Origin of the sequence: Aliiglaciecola sp. LCG003 (assembly GCF_030316135.1) — a bacterium.
In the GTDB taxonomy this organism is placed as follows: Bacteria; Pseudomonadota; Gammaproteobacteria; order Enterobacterales; family Alteromonadaceae; genus Aliiglaciecola.
This window is the reverse complement of sequence record NZ_CP128185.1, coordinates 1,451,176-1,466,296: the sequence shown is the minus strand read 5'-3', so window position 1 is coordinate 1,466,296 and position 15,121 is coordinate 1,451,176. Positions and strand designations below refer to the sequence as shown.

Below are 15,121 nucleotides of genomic sequence, written 5' to 3'. Positions count from 1 at the left end.
TACAAAAAAGTCGGGCTAAGCCCGACTTTTAACAGTTATGTAACAAGTTATCAGCAAAAATTTAAATTTTGCTCCGACTTTAATAAAAGGTTTCACCACTTTCGGCCATTACTACCAGTTTGTTTGCTGGGGTAAATTTATCGCCAAATTGGGCTTTATAGTGATTCAGTCTGTCCACTAAGTGTTTCGCACCAAGTTTATCCATATAGCGGAATGGACCGCCTAGGAAAGGCGGGAAGCCAATTCCAAAGATCGCGCCTATATCACCATCTCTTGGGTTACGGATCACGCCTTCATCAAGACACATGGCTGCTTCATTCAACATAAGTATCACACAACGCTCGGCAATTTCGGTAGCACTTTTACTTTGAGCTGGCGTAATACCTAGTAATTGATAGACAGATTCATCCACTTCTTTTCCAGGCTTTTTACCTGTATATGAATAAAAGCCACGCTTGTTTTTCTTACCTTTACGGTCATCCGCCAAAACTTTGTCAAAGGCTTCTGCTGATTTGAAACGATCACCGAACTGAGCCATCAAAATCGGAATGATCTTAGTTCCAACATCTATACCCACTTCATCTAACAATTTCACCGGACCCACTGGAAAACCAAATTTCACTAATGCTTTGTCAATGTGTTCAATTGGCTCACCCGCCAACAATACATTAGCAGCTTCATTCATATAGGGTGCTAAAATTCGATTTACGTAGAACCCAGCACCGTCTTTTACCACTATAGGGGTTTTCCCCTGCTTTCTCGCTAATTCAACTGTCGTGGAAATAGTTTGATCTGAGGTAGTTTCATGGGCGATAACTTCAGCCAACGGCATTTTGTCTACGGGCGAAAAGTAATGTAAGCCAATGACTTGTTCAGGTCGAGCAGCTTGGGCCGCTATTTGACCAATTGGAATCGACGAGGTATTAGATGCAAAAATGGTATTTTCATTACAGTTGGTTTCAACATCATTGACCATTTTTTGTTTAAGAGACAAATCTTCGAATACGGCTTCAATCACCACATCCGCATCGCCGAAACCAGAATAGTCGACCGAGCCGGTCAAGAGCGACATCTGCTTTTGCATTTCAGACTTACGCATAAAACGTCGTTTGACCTTTTTGTTCAGCAAATCATAGGTATACTTCATCGCATTAGCAATGCCCTCAGGGCGGATATCTTTAATACGAGCTGGTAAGCCAGCTTTGGTAGCAGTAACAAAAGCAATGCCGCCACCCATGAGTCCGCCACCTAACACAGCTACTTTTTTAAGCTGGCCCGGTTTGACACCAGAAACTCCAGTTTCCTTTTTCATTTCAGTGGTCGCAAAGAAGATATTGCGTAATTGCTCTGACTCAGAAGTCATCACCAGTTGGCCAAAACTACGGGCCTCGGCTAACATGCCTTGACGGATCCCTTTGCTCATACCAATTTCGATACAATCAATGATCAGTTCAGGGGCAGGGTAATTACCTTTGGTTTTACTCAGTGTTTGTTTTTTGCCTTGGTTGAACAGGGTGTTGCGACCCATTGAGGTGCGTTCAAGGAATTTCCCCATCATATCCAGCGACGGTTGTTTACGCGAAGGCTTGCGTTGCTGGGCTCTGTCAATTGCCACTTCCAGCAAAATTGATTGGGGAACCATATCGTCCACAATGCCATACTTAAGCGCTTGCTTGGCTCTTACTGGCGCACCTGTAAGCATCATTTTCATGGCTTTTTGAATGCCAATCAATCTTGGCAGCCGTTGCGTACCACCACTGCCTGGTAGCAAACCTAATTGCACCTCAGGCAAACCCATTTGGGTTTTAGCTGAGTCGCTACATATTCTTGAATGACACGCTAAAGCAAGCTCTAATCCACCACCTAGCGCTGGACCATGGATAGCCGCCACGAAATGCGCTTTCATGTCTTCCATGCGCTGGAAAATTTCCTGGCCGCCTCGCGAAATGGTTTCAGCGTCTTCTGAGGTTTTGCATGACGCTAACATGCTAATATCGGCACCAGCAACAAATGAGCTTTGTTTACCGCTGACAACTACAACGCCTTTAATTGCGTCGTTGCCGTCAATTTGATCCAACATGCTAGAGATTTGCTCTGAAAATTCCATTTTCAAGGTATTCATCGACTCACCTGGAACATCCATGGTGAGTATGGCAACGCCATTGTCTAACACTTCAAGTGCGAATGCGCTAGCTGATGGTTGCGTAGTTTGGTTCTCTTGTGACATCTTTGTTCCCCTTAAGCCGTTTCAACGATCATAGCTGCACCTAGGCCGCCTGCAGCGCACGCAGTGACTAATCCTGTACCACCGCCTTTGCGATTTAGGTCATTTAACATTTGCGTAATCATACGAGTACCTGTTGCGGCGAACGGGTGCCCATAAGCGATTGAACTGCCCATTTGGTTAAATTTATCCATATCAATCTCACCTGTAGCTTTACTGCGTCCCAATTTTTCTTGAGCAAACTTATCACTAGCAAACATTTTTAAATTAGCTAGTGTTTGGGCAGCAAAGGCTTCGTGCATTTCTATTAATGTCAGGTCATTCAACGTCATCCCTGCTCTATCCAAGGCCATTGGTGTTGCATATGACGGCCCCATTAACATATCTTCCCACACATCTATAGCGGCAAAAGCGTAGCTTTTAATATAGCCCAGAGGCTTATATCCAAGGGCCTTGGCACGGCTTTCCGTCATCATAATTATGGCTGATGCGCCATCTGTCAGTGGCGTGGCGTTGGCAGCCGTCACAGTTCCGTGTTTCTTATCAAACACCGGACGCAGTTTTGCATAGCCTTCGAGTTTAGAATCGAAACGGACATTATTGTCTTTTTCCAACGCACCTTTAAAAGGTTCTGCGTAAGCGGTCATCACTTCATTGTCTAGGTGTCCTTCATTCCAGCTTTTTGCCGCGAGTGAATGAGACCTATGGGCCAATGCATCTTGCTCTTGGCGAGATATCGAATGGCTTTTTGCCATTTGTTCTGCCGTCTGGCCCATAGATAATCCAGTCGAATACTCAGCTACCGCAGGCGGTACAGGAAGTAAGTCTTTAAAACCTAACTTTTTAAGTACATTGAATTTTTGGCCGAGGGTCTTGGTTTTCTGTAAATCAGTCAAAGCTCTAGCAAGTGCTTTAGATACGCCGATTGGCGATACAGAGGTGGAGTCAGCGCCACCAGCGATACCAACCTCAATATTACCAGCCATCATTGATTCAGCAATATTAACGGTAGATTGGAAGCTAGTCGCACACGCGCGCGAAACAGAATAAGCATCGGTGTGCACATTCATACCCGTGCCCAACACGATTTCTCGTGCAATATTTGGCGCTTCAGGCATTTGCACCACTTGACCATACACGAGCTGCTCTACCAATTGAGGATCAAGGTTATGCCGTGTCAACATTTCATTGACCACCATTTTGCCTAGATCTACTGCGGGAACCCCATGAAAATAGCTCGCCATTTTCGCAAAAGGTGTCCGTAAACCTGCTACTATAGCTATTCGATCACCGTTACGGGTGGAGACTGTTTGCTTTGCCGACATTATCTGTCCTCATGTTATCGTCAGAGTGGTCTGACCTCTAGTAATAGGTGGATTGTACAGACTGTGCTAGAAAATTCAAATTCTAGTTAACATATCAACTTTTCGCTTTGAATAAAGTGTGAGCCCAATTTAAAGACAAAATAAGCCGATTTGTAACATTGTGTTTCTTCAAGGGAACCCAATATAGCTTTTTATTGTCACTAAGGTGCTTTTTAAAAACACCACTTAAATACAGCTAGGAAGATTAATGGCAGTAGAAAAATTCAAACAATTGCAAGCCTATCTTGATTCACAGGTTCTAGGTCAAAGTAATCTCACCCACAATATCATGATTGCCTTGCTGGCCAATGGCCATTTGTTAGTAGAAGGCCCCCCAGGGCTAGCTAAGACCCGTGCAGTTAACGCCCTAGCCCATGGCTTAGAAGGTGATTTTCATCGGGTTCAATTTACCCCTGACTTGTTGCCTGCGGATTTAACAGGCACCGATATTTACCGGCCAGAAACCGGTGAGTTTGTATTTCAAAAAGGTCCGCTGTTTCATAATTTGGTATTGGCTGATGAAATTAATCGCGCCCCAGCAAAAGTCCAGTCGGCACTGTTAGAGGCGATGGCCGAACGTCAAATCACAGTTGGCAATAAAACCTACCCCTTATCTGAACTGTTCTTGGTCATGGCCACTCAAAACCCGATTGAACAAGAAGGCACTTATCCATTACCGGAAGCACAACTCGATCGTTTCCTAATGCATCTGGAGATTGACTATCCTGGGGCTGAAACCGAACTTGAGATTTTGCGTCTAACCCGCGACGAAGCAATTAATCAGCAAAATATTGTTACCCCTTCGATTCCTCAAGCTGAAATTTTCGCGGCACGCGAAGAAGTGCTGCAAATTCATCTGGCCGAATCCTTAGAAAAATACTTAGTTGAGCTAATTATCGCCACCCGCAGCCCAGAAAAATATGATGCAAGTTTGGCCAGTTGGATAGAATTCGGCGCCAGTCCCAGAGCCACAATCGCACTAGACAAATGTGCCCGGGCTCACGCTTGGCTGATGGGCAGAGACTTTGTTGGACCGGACAATATTCAGGCGATTTTCCATAACGTTTTACGACATCGAATATTGTTAAGTTATGAGGCCGAAGCAGAAGGCGTAAGTGCCAATCAACTGCTTGACCGTATTTTACAACTTGTACCCGTACCATAGAATTGCTATGTATGATGTAGTTAATTGGCTTAGCCGTTTACATACCGATGGGGTTTCGCTGGATATAAAGCAATTACTTTATTATCAGGCAAAAACCAGCTTACTAAACTTGTCTCCTCAAAAGACTATCCAATCAAAGTTGGCTGGCAGCTATTTGGCTAAAACCAAAGGTCGAGGCATGGAATTCGACGAAGCTAGGCATTATCAGCCCGGTGATGATATTCGTGCCATAGATTGGCGCGTAACGGCCCGCTCAGGGAAGACCCATACTAAGTTATATCGGGAGGAAAAAGAGCGGCCAATTTTTATTCTGGCTGACCTGTCTGCGTCCATGCATTTTGGCACTCAATTACTGTATAAGTCGGTTCAGGCAGCTCATCTTGCAGCACTGACCGCATGGGCAGCCCGTCAACGGGGTGACCGTATCGGTGGCTTAATTTACAACCAACATCGCCATCTAGAATTCAAACCCATGACACGGCAAAAAGCGGTACTGTCTTTATTACATGGATTGATTGATATACATCAACCAACCCAAACAGACGCCGGCGAGTTTCGTTTTTCAGATGCTTGCGCTCGACTTAGACGTTTAGCTCACCCAGGCAGTCTAGTTTTTGTTTTAAGTGATTTTCAGCAGTTGGATGAGGTCGCCAAACAACATCTTAGTCGTATTGGCCGACATAGTGAGATTATTGCCTATTCGATCTCAGATCCCTTCGAACACGAGTTGCCTGCGGTTAAAACCAAACAGGTCGTTGAGTTGACCGACAATATAAATCAACAAACGTTAGTGTTAGGTGAAAAGTCAGTCTCCCAGCGCTATAAAGATTCTCATCAACGTCAATTTGAGCAGATATCTCAAGTATTGCGGCAGTGCCATGCACAAGTATTTCCGATAAACGCCGGTTTGTCCTTGGAGCAACAACTAGACGGTAGAAGGGGAATAAGGAAATGAATAATCCTCTTGAACAGCTTAATGACATCCATTTGCCCCCAGACGCTAGCATTTGGCCCCTAGCAATAGGCTGGTGGTTGGTCATTGCCGCAGCAACCCTGTTGCTGATCGCTTTAATCGTATTCAGTAGTCGTTATATTCAACGGCGAAAAAGTCAAAAAGCCGCCTTACAAGCGCTCGCAGCTATTCGCTCCACCGACCCAGATTGGTTAAACCAAATGAACAGCGTGTTAAAACGGGCAGCCCTGAGTTACTTTGCCGCGGAGCAAGTGGCAGCATTGCACTCAGAGCAGTGGTTAGCATTTTTAGTCCAACAGCTTCCCAAAGGTCGCCAACAAAAATTTAAGCAACAATATCAACCCGTGCTGCTTGGTGCCTTTGTTGTAGATGCCAATTTGGCCTTTGCCCCTACCATCGAGCAAGCGAAGAATTGGTTAAAGTATGCGCTCCCGCCTGTGAAGTCGCGGATGAAAAACAAGGATTTAACGGAGGCGAATAATGTTTGAATTTGCCTGGTGGTGGGTTTTACTGGCACTACCGCTGCCGTTGTTAGTACTTTTATTGCCACGAAAACCACGGCACAGCGGTGCCGCGTTGCGAGTGCCGTCTTTAACTGCAGATATGCAGACCACAAATCAAAAAACAGGACCGAACAAAGTTCTATTGGTACTGGCCATAGTTGCTTGGTGTAGTTTGGTCATCGCCAGTGCAAGACCTCAGTGGTTGGGCGATCCTGTGAGTATTCCTACTCAAGGTCGAGATTTAATGTTAGCGGTTGATTTGTCCGGCAGTATGAATCAAGAAGATATGGAAATAAATGGCCGTCGGGTCAATCGCTTAGTCATGATAAAAAAGGTTCTTGGCGATTTTATTGCACGGCGCGTAGGCGATCGATTGGGTTTAATACTCTTTGCTGACACCGCTTATTTACAAGCTCCGCTGACCTATGACAGAGCCACCGTTGAGCAGTTGTTGAAGGAAAGTCAGATAGGCCTGGTGGGTGAACAAACTGCCATTGGCGATGCTATAGGGTTATCTATTAAACGTTTCCAAACCAAAAGTGAATCCAACAAAGTAGTGATTTTATTAACCGATGGTCAAAATACTGCAGGTAATATTACCCCTCAACAAGCCAATGAGTTGGCTATCAATGATGGCGTTACTGTCTACACCATAGGAGTAGGCGCAGATTCGATGATCACCCAAGGTTTTTTCGGCTTACGCACACAAAATCCATCTAGAGAACTTGATGAAGACATGCTGACTGAACTGGCTGAATCCACTGGCGGCCAATATTTCAGGGCAAAGGACACCCAGGCATTGCAGCAAATCTATAGCATATTGGATGCCTTGGAGCCCATAGAGCGAGAAAGTCGACAGATGCGCCCGCTACAAGCACTGTATTATTATCCACTCGCGTTGGCCTTATTCCTCAGTGCGCTGATAGCCAGTGCACCAATATTGAATTGGGCCGCTCAAATGTTTAACAGGAAGTCATCATGATTGACGTAGCCAACTTCCATTTTTTACGACCAGAATGGTTTTTGAGTATTATTCCATTGCTGATTATTTTATTCGCAAGTCGACGAATAAAACGCCAGCAATCTGGTTGGCAAGGCGTGTTAGCGCCACATTTGTATCAGCATTTGGTTGGTAGTAAAAGTCAACCGACTCAGCGTCTCTCGCTACTGCTTATGGCAATTGCAGGGTTAATGGCGATAACGGCGTTAGCCGGTCCAACCTGGCAACAACTTCCTCAGCCAGTTTATCAATTGAATAGCGGCAAAGTCGTCTTATTGGATATGTCGATGTCGATGCGCTCCACCGATATCAAGCCAGATAGATTGACCAGAGCCAAATTCAAAGCCATAGATCTGATTAACCAAATTGCTGAAGGGGATGTAGGCTTAGTCGCCTATGCCGGGGATGCATTTACTATTAGTCCTCTTAGTTCCGATGCACAAAATTTAACAACCCTGCTGCCAAGCTTGTCTCCCGAAATTATGCCTGTTGCGGGCAGTGAACCCTATTTGGGGCTAAAACGGGCTGCTGGCTTATTACAAAATGCAGGTTTCTTGGATGGTGAAATATTCTGGATCACTGATGGAGTAGAAATGGCCCAATTGGCCGAGCTGAACAAGTTCATCGCAGCCTTACCCTATCGCGTCTCAATTTTGGGCGTCGGCACTGAAGAGGGTGCTCCGATTCAATTACTCGACGGCGACTTTTTAAAAGACAATCGTGGCGCTATCGTCATCCCTAAAATGGACAAGGGGATTTTAGCCGGCTTGGCCACCAAAAGTAACGGGCGATATAGCAATATCAGCGCCGATGACAGCGACATTAAACGCTTAACTGAACAAAGTTTGACCGCAACGGAAACCGATTCCCAACAGCAATCGAAAGATGAGTTTGGCGATAAATGGTATGAAGCAGGCCCCTATTTATTGCTCATTTTGTTGCCCATCGCCGCTCTATCTTTTAGACGGGGTTATCTGACAGTTATGGTGTTAACGCTATTTGGGGGAATGTTGTTGCCCCGCCCTGCTCTGGCATTTGATATCCAAGAGTTATTTAAAAACAATGATCAAAAAGGCTTATCTTCATTTCAACAAGATGAATTCGAAGACGCTGCTGCACAATTTGATAATCCCATATGGAAAGGTGGAGCATTATATCGCAGTGGTGATTTTAGCGGAGCCTTGGACGCATTCCGCCAATCAGACAGCGTCGAAGCCTTGTATAACCAAGGTAATGCATTAGCTCAGCTAGGCGAGTTAGATCAAGCGCTGCAAGCCTACTCCAAAGTGCTAGATCAGCAACCAAATCACAGTGATGCCGCACAAAATAAGGCGTTGATTGAAGAACTCAAACAACAACAGGAACAGCAGCAACAACAATCTGAGCAAAATCAACAAACAGATGAAAATCAGTCTTCGGATCAAGATCAAAGCGATCAACAGGATCAGGACCAACAGCAACAATCTGATCAGCAGCAAGATGACAGTCAACAACAACAATCAGACCCACAGCAAAATGACAGTCAACAAAATAGCCAACAGCAAGATGAACAAGAATCTGCGTCTGAAGACCAGCCCAAACCTTCTGAGCAAACACCTCAAGACGAGCAGTCACAGAATGAGCAGCAGGAAGAGGAAGAGCAAGAACAACAAGCCCAGGCGCAACAGGCTCAAGAGTCTGAGGAACCTTTAACCGACGAGCAAAGAGAACAAATGCAACGAATGCAAAATCTGTTGAATCGTGTACCAGATGACCCGGCTTTCTTATTAAAACGTAAAATGATGTTAGAAAATCGTCAACGTCGAGCCAATCGCTCCCCTAGCCAGTCAAAGAGGAATTGGTAATGCTACACTCTTTTTATAATACTCTTCAGCGTCTTTCGTTGACATTAATCATCACCTCTGCGCTTATTCAAAGCGCCACGGCGCAGGTTAGCGCGCTCAGTGCTCGGGTTGATAAAAATCCAGTAATGGCTGACGAATCTATCGTGTTAACCGTAACTGCCATGGGCAGCATTGAGCAAAATGCCTTTAATGCCGATATTCTCAATGATGACTTTGTAGTAGGCCGAACCTCTGTTAGCAGTCAAACTCGGGTGGTCAACTTTGATACTACGCGATCCACCACCTGGACGACTATCTTAATTCCCCGTACAGAAGGAGTCCTTGATATCCCAGCGTTCACCGTTGGCGGCCAAAGCTCTGAACCAATTAAAATAAGAGTATTACCCACTTCCGCGGCTAGTCCAGCAAAAGCGCGAGAAGCATTCATTACCGCCGAAGTGGATGTCAAACAGCCATACGTGCAGCAGTTAGTTAAATATACGGTTCGAATTCACCTTGCGATTGATTTGCAACGAGGCAGTATGGCGGAGCCTGTTTTACAAAATGCCAATATACGCCCCTTGGGGAAAGACCGCGATTATACCGATATTGTAGATGGTCAGCGCTATCGAATCATTGAACGTAACTATGGGATCATTCCCCAAAGCAGTGGCCAAGTAGTCATTAAAGGGCCTTTGTTTGAGGGTGAAGTGATTGATAAGAGTCGCGACAGTTTTAGCTACTTCAACCAAACGAAACCTATTAATCGGGTTACGCCTGATATTACCCTAGATGTTAAAGCCATCCCCTCAACCGTGACCGAACATTGGCTACCCAGTGAATATGTTCAACTAAACGAAGAATGGCAGCCTGATTTAGCTGAGATAAAAGCGGGCGAGCCGATTACTCGAACTTTGACCTTATCTGTATTAGGCGTGGCTGAAGAACAGCTGCCAGAAATTATTGGCCGTTATCCACCGGATTTTAAAGTTTATCCCGACCAACCTGCTACCACTACAGTCGTGCGAGATGGTAATTTGGTCGCTCAGCGTGTTGAAAACATTGCTATCATTCCTAGCAAAGCAGGGAACTACGTGCTCCCTGAAGTAAGTGTTGCATGGTTTAATGTGCTAACCGGTACGACCGAATATGCAACGCTGCCTGCGCGAAGTATTGTGGTAACCCCTGGCGCGGCTGTGAATCCTGCTACACCAAGCCCTATCCCACAAAGTAACCAAGATACTCTGACCACTGATAAACCAGAGCTACCTCCTACTGCCCAAGTAGAAACCGTCGAAGTGACCAAGTTTTGGAGCTTGAGTAGCTGGATACTACTGGGTGTGTGGCTTGCCACCCTGCTGTTATGGTTTATGAGTCGCAAGAAAATTAGCGTTGCACCAACGAATACGAGCCCGACACTACAAAGTGAAAAGGCGCTGTGGAGCAACTTGACCACGGCCTTAAAAACTCAACAAAGTAACCTGATATACCCAAGCTTACAGCACTGGCTGAGCCATATATTGCATACACCGGGTGCTTCATTGACAGCTTGTCAACAAAGAATCTCATCCGTGGAACTAGACCACGAAATCAACGCCATGTTTGCGGATCAATTTAGCCAAGATGACAAGCGCTGGAAAAGTGATAAGCTTTTACTAGTTTTGCAGCGGGTCCGACAATCTGCATTGGAAAAAAATAATAAAGCCACCTTGCAGCCACTCTACTGATCTCAACACTATGTAGGTAGAGTTTTCGCTATTACGTTAGGAAAATACACTATGAAAAAAATTGCCGTTCTATTCCCCCTTAGCATGATGGCGCTTGCAATGGTGGGATGTTCTAAATCAGAAGAGCAAAATGTTACCCAAACCCCTCAACAGCAGGTAACTGAAGCGTCTAACCAGCAAAATAATCAAACAGAATCCCAAAGGTTAGCTGCGTTTTTTGCAGACGCCTTCGAGCAAGATCTAAAGCGCTCTCCGCTGTACCAAAGCTACCTTGGTTACAAATGGGATTATGATAAATGGGACGATATCAGTGAAACCAGCAGTGATGAAGAGCAGGAAATTCGCGAATCCCGTCTAGCCACCTTGGCCAGTTTTGATCAATCAAAACTCTCGGATCAAGAAAAATTGAGTATCCAAATAGCCAAGGTTGATCTTGAGCGCAGGATCGCCAACGACGAATTTCGTCACCATACTTATATAATGCATCAATTCAGAGCATTCCATACTGTAGTACCGAGCTTTTTAATTAATATTCATTCTGTCGATTCCACTAAAGACGCTGAAGATTACGTGTCTCGTCTACAAGGTGTGGATCCGTTATTTAAACAAGTCATTGAACAACTTAAGATCCGTCAGAAATTGGGCGTATTCCCGCCAAAATGGTCTTATGATCAAATGATCCAGGCATCCCAAAACGTAATCAGTGGCAACCCGTTTGAGGAATCGGCAACTGATTCCACAATTTGGCAAGACTTCAAAAGCAAAGTTGATAAATTAGAACTGTCTAATGCTGAAAAAAGCGGACTGATCAGCAGCGCAAGAGACGCACTGCAAGAGTCAGTGCTACCCGCTTATAAAAGCCTAATTGCCGAGCTTGAATTGCAGCGCACATTGACCCCCGAAGGAGATGGGGTTTGGCGCTTGCCCCAAGCTGATGACTGGTATAACAACCGTTTAGCTTGGTTCTCCACAACAGATTTTACCGCGCAACAAGTACATGATATCGGCTTAAAGCATGTAGATCGTATTCATACGTTAATGCGAGACATCATGCAACAGGTAAATTTTGAGGGGACGCTGCAAGAATTCTTCGAATTTATGCGTACCGACAAGCAGTTTTATTATGCTAATAGCGACGAAGGTCGCCAAGCTTATCTGGACGATGCCAAGGCATTGATAGATGAGATGGAAGCCAAATTACCGCTGTATTTCGGGCTCACTCCCAAAGCTAGAATGATAGTCAAGCGGGTTGAAGAATTTCGCGAGAAATCTGCAGGAAAAGCCTTTTATCAGAGCCCATCAAAAGACGGCACTCGACCAGGTATTTACTACGCCAACCTTTATGCTATGCAAGATATGCCCACTTACCAAATGGAAGCATTAGCGTATCATGAAGGCATTCCAGGCCATCATATGCAGCGCGCCATTGCGCAAGAACTAGAAGGGATCCCGGAATTTCAAAAGTATGTATCCTTTACGGCTTACACCGAAGGTTGGGGCTTGTACAGTGAAGAGCTGGCCAAAGACATGGGCTTTTACAAAGACCCTTATTCAGACTTCGGTCGCCTAGCAATGGAGCTATGGCGGGCGTGCAGACTAGTGGTTGACACCGGCATTCACGCCAAAAAGTGGAGCCGCGAAGAGGCAATTCAATACTTGGTAGACAATACACCCAACCCTGAAAATGATTCTGTAAAAGCTATCGAGCGGTATATTGCTATGCCGGGACAAGCTACGGCCTATATGATAGGTAAGCTTAAAATTATGGAATTACGTGAATATGCCATGCAAGCATTGGGTGATAAATTTGATATCCGTGGTTTCCATGATGAAGTATTGAAAGATGGGCCAGTGCCGTTGAATATATTAGAAAACAAAATAAAGTCTTGGGTTGAAAGCCAGAAGTAGGCTTTAATTAATTTATAGGTATTAAAAAAATCCGGTTTTAACCGGATTTTTTAATATGACTTGCTGATAGTTTGATGAGTAATAGATTTTTTAAAAAGCCATTGAAATCATCGTTTTATATAAAAAAGGCTAGCCGTCTTATGTTTTCGCGAAAGCAATCCAGCCAAGCCTCGGTCTCTGAGGACATGGTAAATAAACAAAAACGCTATGAGGCGCTAGTACATGCGCTGCACGGTGACATTTTTCGCTACGCGTATTGGTTGGTGAAAGACAAAGCCATTGCTGAGGATATCGTGCAGGAAACCTTCCTTCGCGCATGGAAGTCGTTGGATTCTTTGAAAGAGGAAAAAGCCGCTAAGTCATGGTTAATAACCATTTTGAGACGAGAAAATGCACGTCGATTTGAACGTAAACAATTCGATCTAGTAGACATGGATGATGTATCTCTGGTCGATGAAGGTCTTTCTAATGAAACAGAGATAGAACACCGAGAACTCAGAGCCCTGATGGCTAATCTAAGTGAAGAATATCGTGAACCCTTGATGTTACAAATTTTATTCGGCTATACCGGTGATGAGATAGCTGAGCAACTCGATCTAAATAAGAATACGGTAATGACCCGTTTATTCAGAGCTCGCAATCAATTAAAAGACGCTTTAGAAAAAGCAGACAGCAGCAGAGGTTATAATAATGGATGATTTACAATTTCGTCGTACCATTTATGCCGAGCCAAATTCAACTAGTGATGAGATTAAACAAGCCATCGCGGATGATCCCAAAAAACAAGAATTTTGGAACGAGATCAATCGATTAGATGCGGCTATATTGCAAGCCAGTAAGGTTGACGTGCCTGAAGGGTTAGCCCATAAATTAATTTTACGGCAGGCGCTGGAAAGCCATAACGTGCAAAAGAAACGTAGTCGGATCCACTTGGCCATAGCCGCTTCTATTGCCTTCGCAATTGGTATCAGCATCACTGTGTGGCAACAACAAAGTGGTGTTTATTTAGGTGAACACGCACTAGCACACGTTTACCATGAAGCTGACGGCTACCCGTTGAGAGCAAACGGTGACATAAGCGTTGATAAAGTAAATGTACAATTGGCCAGTTTAGGGGCTGAATTTAAACACAAAGTTGGACGGATATTTTTTGCTGGTTTCTGTACCTTTGATAATGTTCGCAGCTATCATATGGTTTTAGAAGACGGCAGCGGCAACAAGGTTACTGTGTTTGTTGTGCCACACGATGAAGACTTCAAGTTACAAGAGAATTTTTCAGATAACAAGATGGCCGGACAGATGTTCGATACCACCAATGCCAGCATCATCATGGTAGGTGAAAAAGGCCACTCTCTTGAACAGGTCAAGTATAAGCTAAAACAAAATATGTTGTTTTCCGCATAATGTAAGCAGCCTAGGCACAGAGGATCCAAAGTAACAATAGGTCAGGGGGTACTACATCTATTAACGCCAGGTTGTAGGGTGATGTTGCCCCTAGGAGTTAAATTAAACCTCACAGGTTTAAAGTAATCTTAGAAGTGAACAGCTATTCCAAGCTTAAGCCTAAGCTGTGGCGTTAGATTATCATTCGCCCTGATTCAGAATAGCTAAGCCTACTGCGTTTAAATTCTGCAGCGGTGTGGGATATGCTAAATTGATTGAACTCAAAAACGCCTCAAATCAAAAACCAGATAGTGGCCGACCAAGATTTATTAAAAAACACCTAATTTACCCTCGTGAAAAGATTATGGAGACTAGATGAGATTAAAAGCTATTTTATGGGATATGGACGGCACGCTGATAGACAGCGAACCCGCTCACCAACAAGCTCTCAGCGCTGCGATGACATCCCTTGGCAGCACAGTTCTAACCAATATTCATGACCGGCTGTTAGGTGCAAGTTATGTGGAAGTCCACCAGGTGGTGCGTGAGGTAACTGGGCTTAATCTATCTCTGCATGAGTGGAACAGCTTAAAGTGGAAATATTACCTAACCTATTGCAAAGATATTAAACTCCTCAAAAACCGCCAAACTATTCTGGATACGTTGATAGCCAGAGGTGTTCCTATGGCGCTAGTCTCCAATTCTACCCGTGACGAAGTAGATTTAAGTCTCAAGGTGACCGACCTGAATGATTATTTCCACATCACCGTTAGTCGCAATGACGTAGCCCAAGGTAAACCAGCCCCTGAAGGTTATTTAGCCGCCGCTACGGCCCTTTCAATCGCCCCTAACCAATGCCTAGTCATAGAGGATAGTGTCACTGGCGCTAAAGCAGGCTTGGCTGCAGGCATGACAACCTTATTTCATCCGGAAACAGAAGCCTTGTGCAAACGTTGTCCCCAAGGCGCGATCCTGCTGCCTCCCAAAGAGAGTTTAAGCCGATGGTTAACAGACTCTTTTTCTGATTGCAGTCTCAATCCGGCTTGATCTA

The 15,121-nt window shown here is 44.7% G+C and carries 12 protein-coding genes; 10 read left to right on the top strand and 2 right to left on the bottom strand.

The genetic code is table 11. From position 1 onward, the window contains the following. Positions 1 to 79: 79 nt before the first annotated feature. Both fadJ and fadI read right to left on the bottom strand, forming a co-directional pair. Positions 80 to 2,227 (bottom strand): fatty acid oxidation complex subunit alpha FadJ, encoded by a 2,148-nt coding sequence (gene fadJ, locus QR722_RS06210; protein ID WP_286286270.1) that lies wholly within the window; start codon positions 2,225 to 2,227, stop codon positions 80 to 82. Positions 2,228 to 2,238: 11 nt separating this feature from the next. Then, the gene (fadI, locus tag QR722_RS06205; protein ID WP_286286268.1) at positions 2,239 to 3,549 is read right to left on the bottom strand and encodes an acetyl-CoA C-acyltransferase FadI; all 1,311 of its coding nucleotides are present in this window, start codon (positions 3,547 to 3,549) and stop codon (positions 2,239 to 2,241) included. A 247-nt stretch (positions 3,550 to 3,796) separates the two neighbouring features. Between fadI and QR722_RS06200 the strand changes: the two genes are divergently transcribed. From QR722_RS06200 to QR722_RS06155, 10 genes are all read left to right on the top strand, one after another. Then, positions 3,797 to 4,753 carry an AAA family ATPase gene (locus QR722_RS06200; protein ID WP_286286266.1) on the top strand — a complete coding sequence of 319 codons (957 nt, stop codon included), beginning with the start codon at positions 3,797 to 3,799 and terminating at the stop codon, positions 4,751 to 4,753. Positions 4,754 to 4,760: 7 nt separating this feature from the next. After that, positions 4,761 to 5,708, top strand: a complete 948-nt coding sequence (locus tag QR722_RS06195) for a DUF58 domain-containing protein (protein ID WP_286286264.1) — start codon at positions 4,761 to 4,763, stop codon at positions 5,706 to 5,708. Beyond that, entirely contained in the window at positions 5,705 to 6,214 is a 510-nt protein-coding gene (locus QR722_RS06190) for a DUF4381 domain-containing protein (RefSeq protein WP_286286261.1), read from the top strand. The genes QR722_RS06195 and QR722_RS06190 overlap by 4 nt, the downstream gene beginning before the upstream one ends. Further along, positions 6,207 to 7,211: a vWA domain-containing protein gene (locus QR722_RS06185; protein ID WP_286286259.1), complete on the top strand. Its 1,005-nt coding sequence runs from the start codon at positions 6,207 to 6,209 to the stop codon at positions 7,209 to 7,211. Before QR722_RS06190 ends, QR722_RS06185 begins: the two co-directional genes overlap by 8 nt. Beyond that, complete coding sequence (locus tag QR722_RS06180) at positions 7,208 to 9,073, top strand: vWA domain-containing protein (protein WP_286286258.1); 1,866 nt, start codon at positions 7,208 to 7,210, stop codon at positions 9,071 to 9,073. Before QR722_RS06185 ends, QR722_RS06180 begins: the two co-directional genes overlap by 4 nt. Next, positions 9,073 to 10,779: a BatD family protein gene (locus tag QR722_RS06175; protein ID WP_286286256.1), complete on the top strand. Its 1,707-nt coding sequence runs from the start codon at positions 9,073 to 9,075 to the stop codon at positions 10,777 to 10,779. The genes QR722_RS06180 and QR722_RS06175 overlap by 1 nt, the downstream gene beginning before the upstream one ends. 51 nt (positions 10,780 to 10,830) lie before the next feature. Next, positions 10,831 to 12,687 carry a DUF885 domain-containing protein gene (locus QR722_RS06170; protein ID WP_286286255.1) on the top strand — a complete coding sequence of 619 codons (1,857 nt, stop codon included), beginning with the start codon at positions 10,831 to 10,833 and terminating at the stop codon, positions 12,685 to 12,687. Between the two features lie 140 nt (positions 12,688 to 12,827). Further along, positions 12,828 to 13,385, top strand: a complete 558-nt coding sequence (locus tag QR722_RS06165; protein ID WP_286286253.1) for a sigma-70 family RNA polymerase sigma factor — start codon at positions 12,828 to 12,830, stop codon at positions 13,383 to 13,385. Then, complete coding sequence (locus tag QR722_RS06160; protein ID WP_286286251.1) at positions 13,378 to 14,091, top strand: DUF3379 family protein; 714 nt, start codon at positions 13,378 to 13,380, stop codon at positions 14,089 to 14,091. The genes QR722_RS06165 and QR722_RS06160 overlap by 8 nt, the downstream gene beginning before the upstream one ends. A gap of 354 nt (positions 14,092 to 14,445) precedes the next feature. Further along, positions 14,446 to 15,117 carry an HAD family hydrolase gene (locus QR722_RS06155; RefSeq protein ID WP_286286249.1) on the top strand — a complete coding sequence of 224 codons (672 nt, stop codon included), beginning with the start codon at positions 14,446 to 14,448 and terminating at the stop codon, positions 15,115 to 15,117. Positions 15,118 to 15,121: the final 4 nt, after the last annotated feature.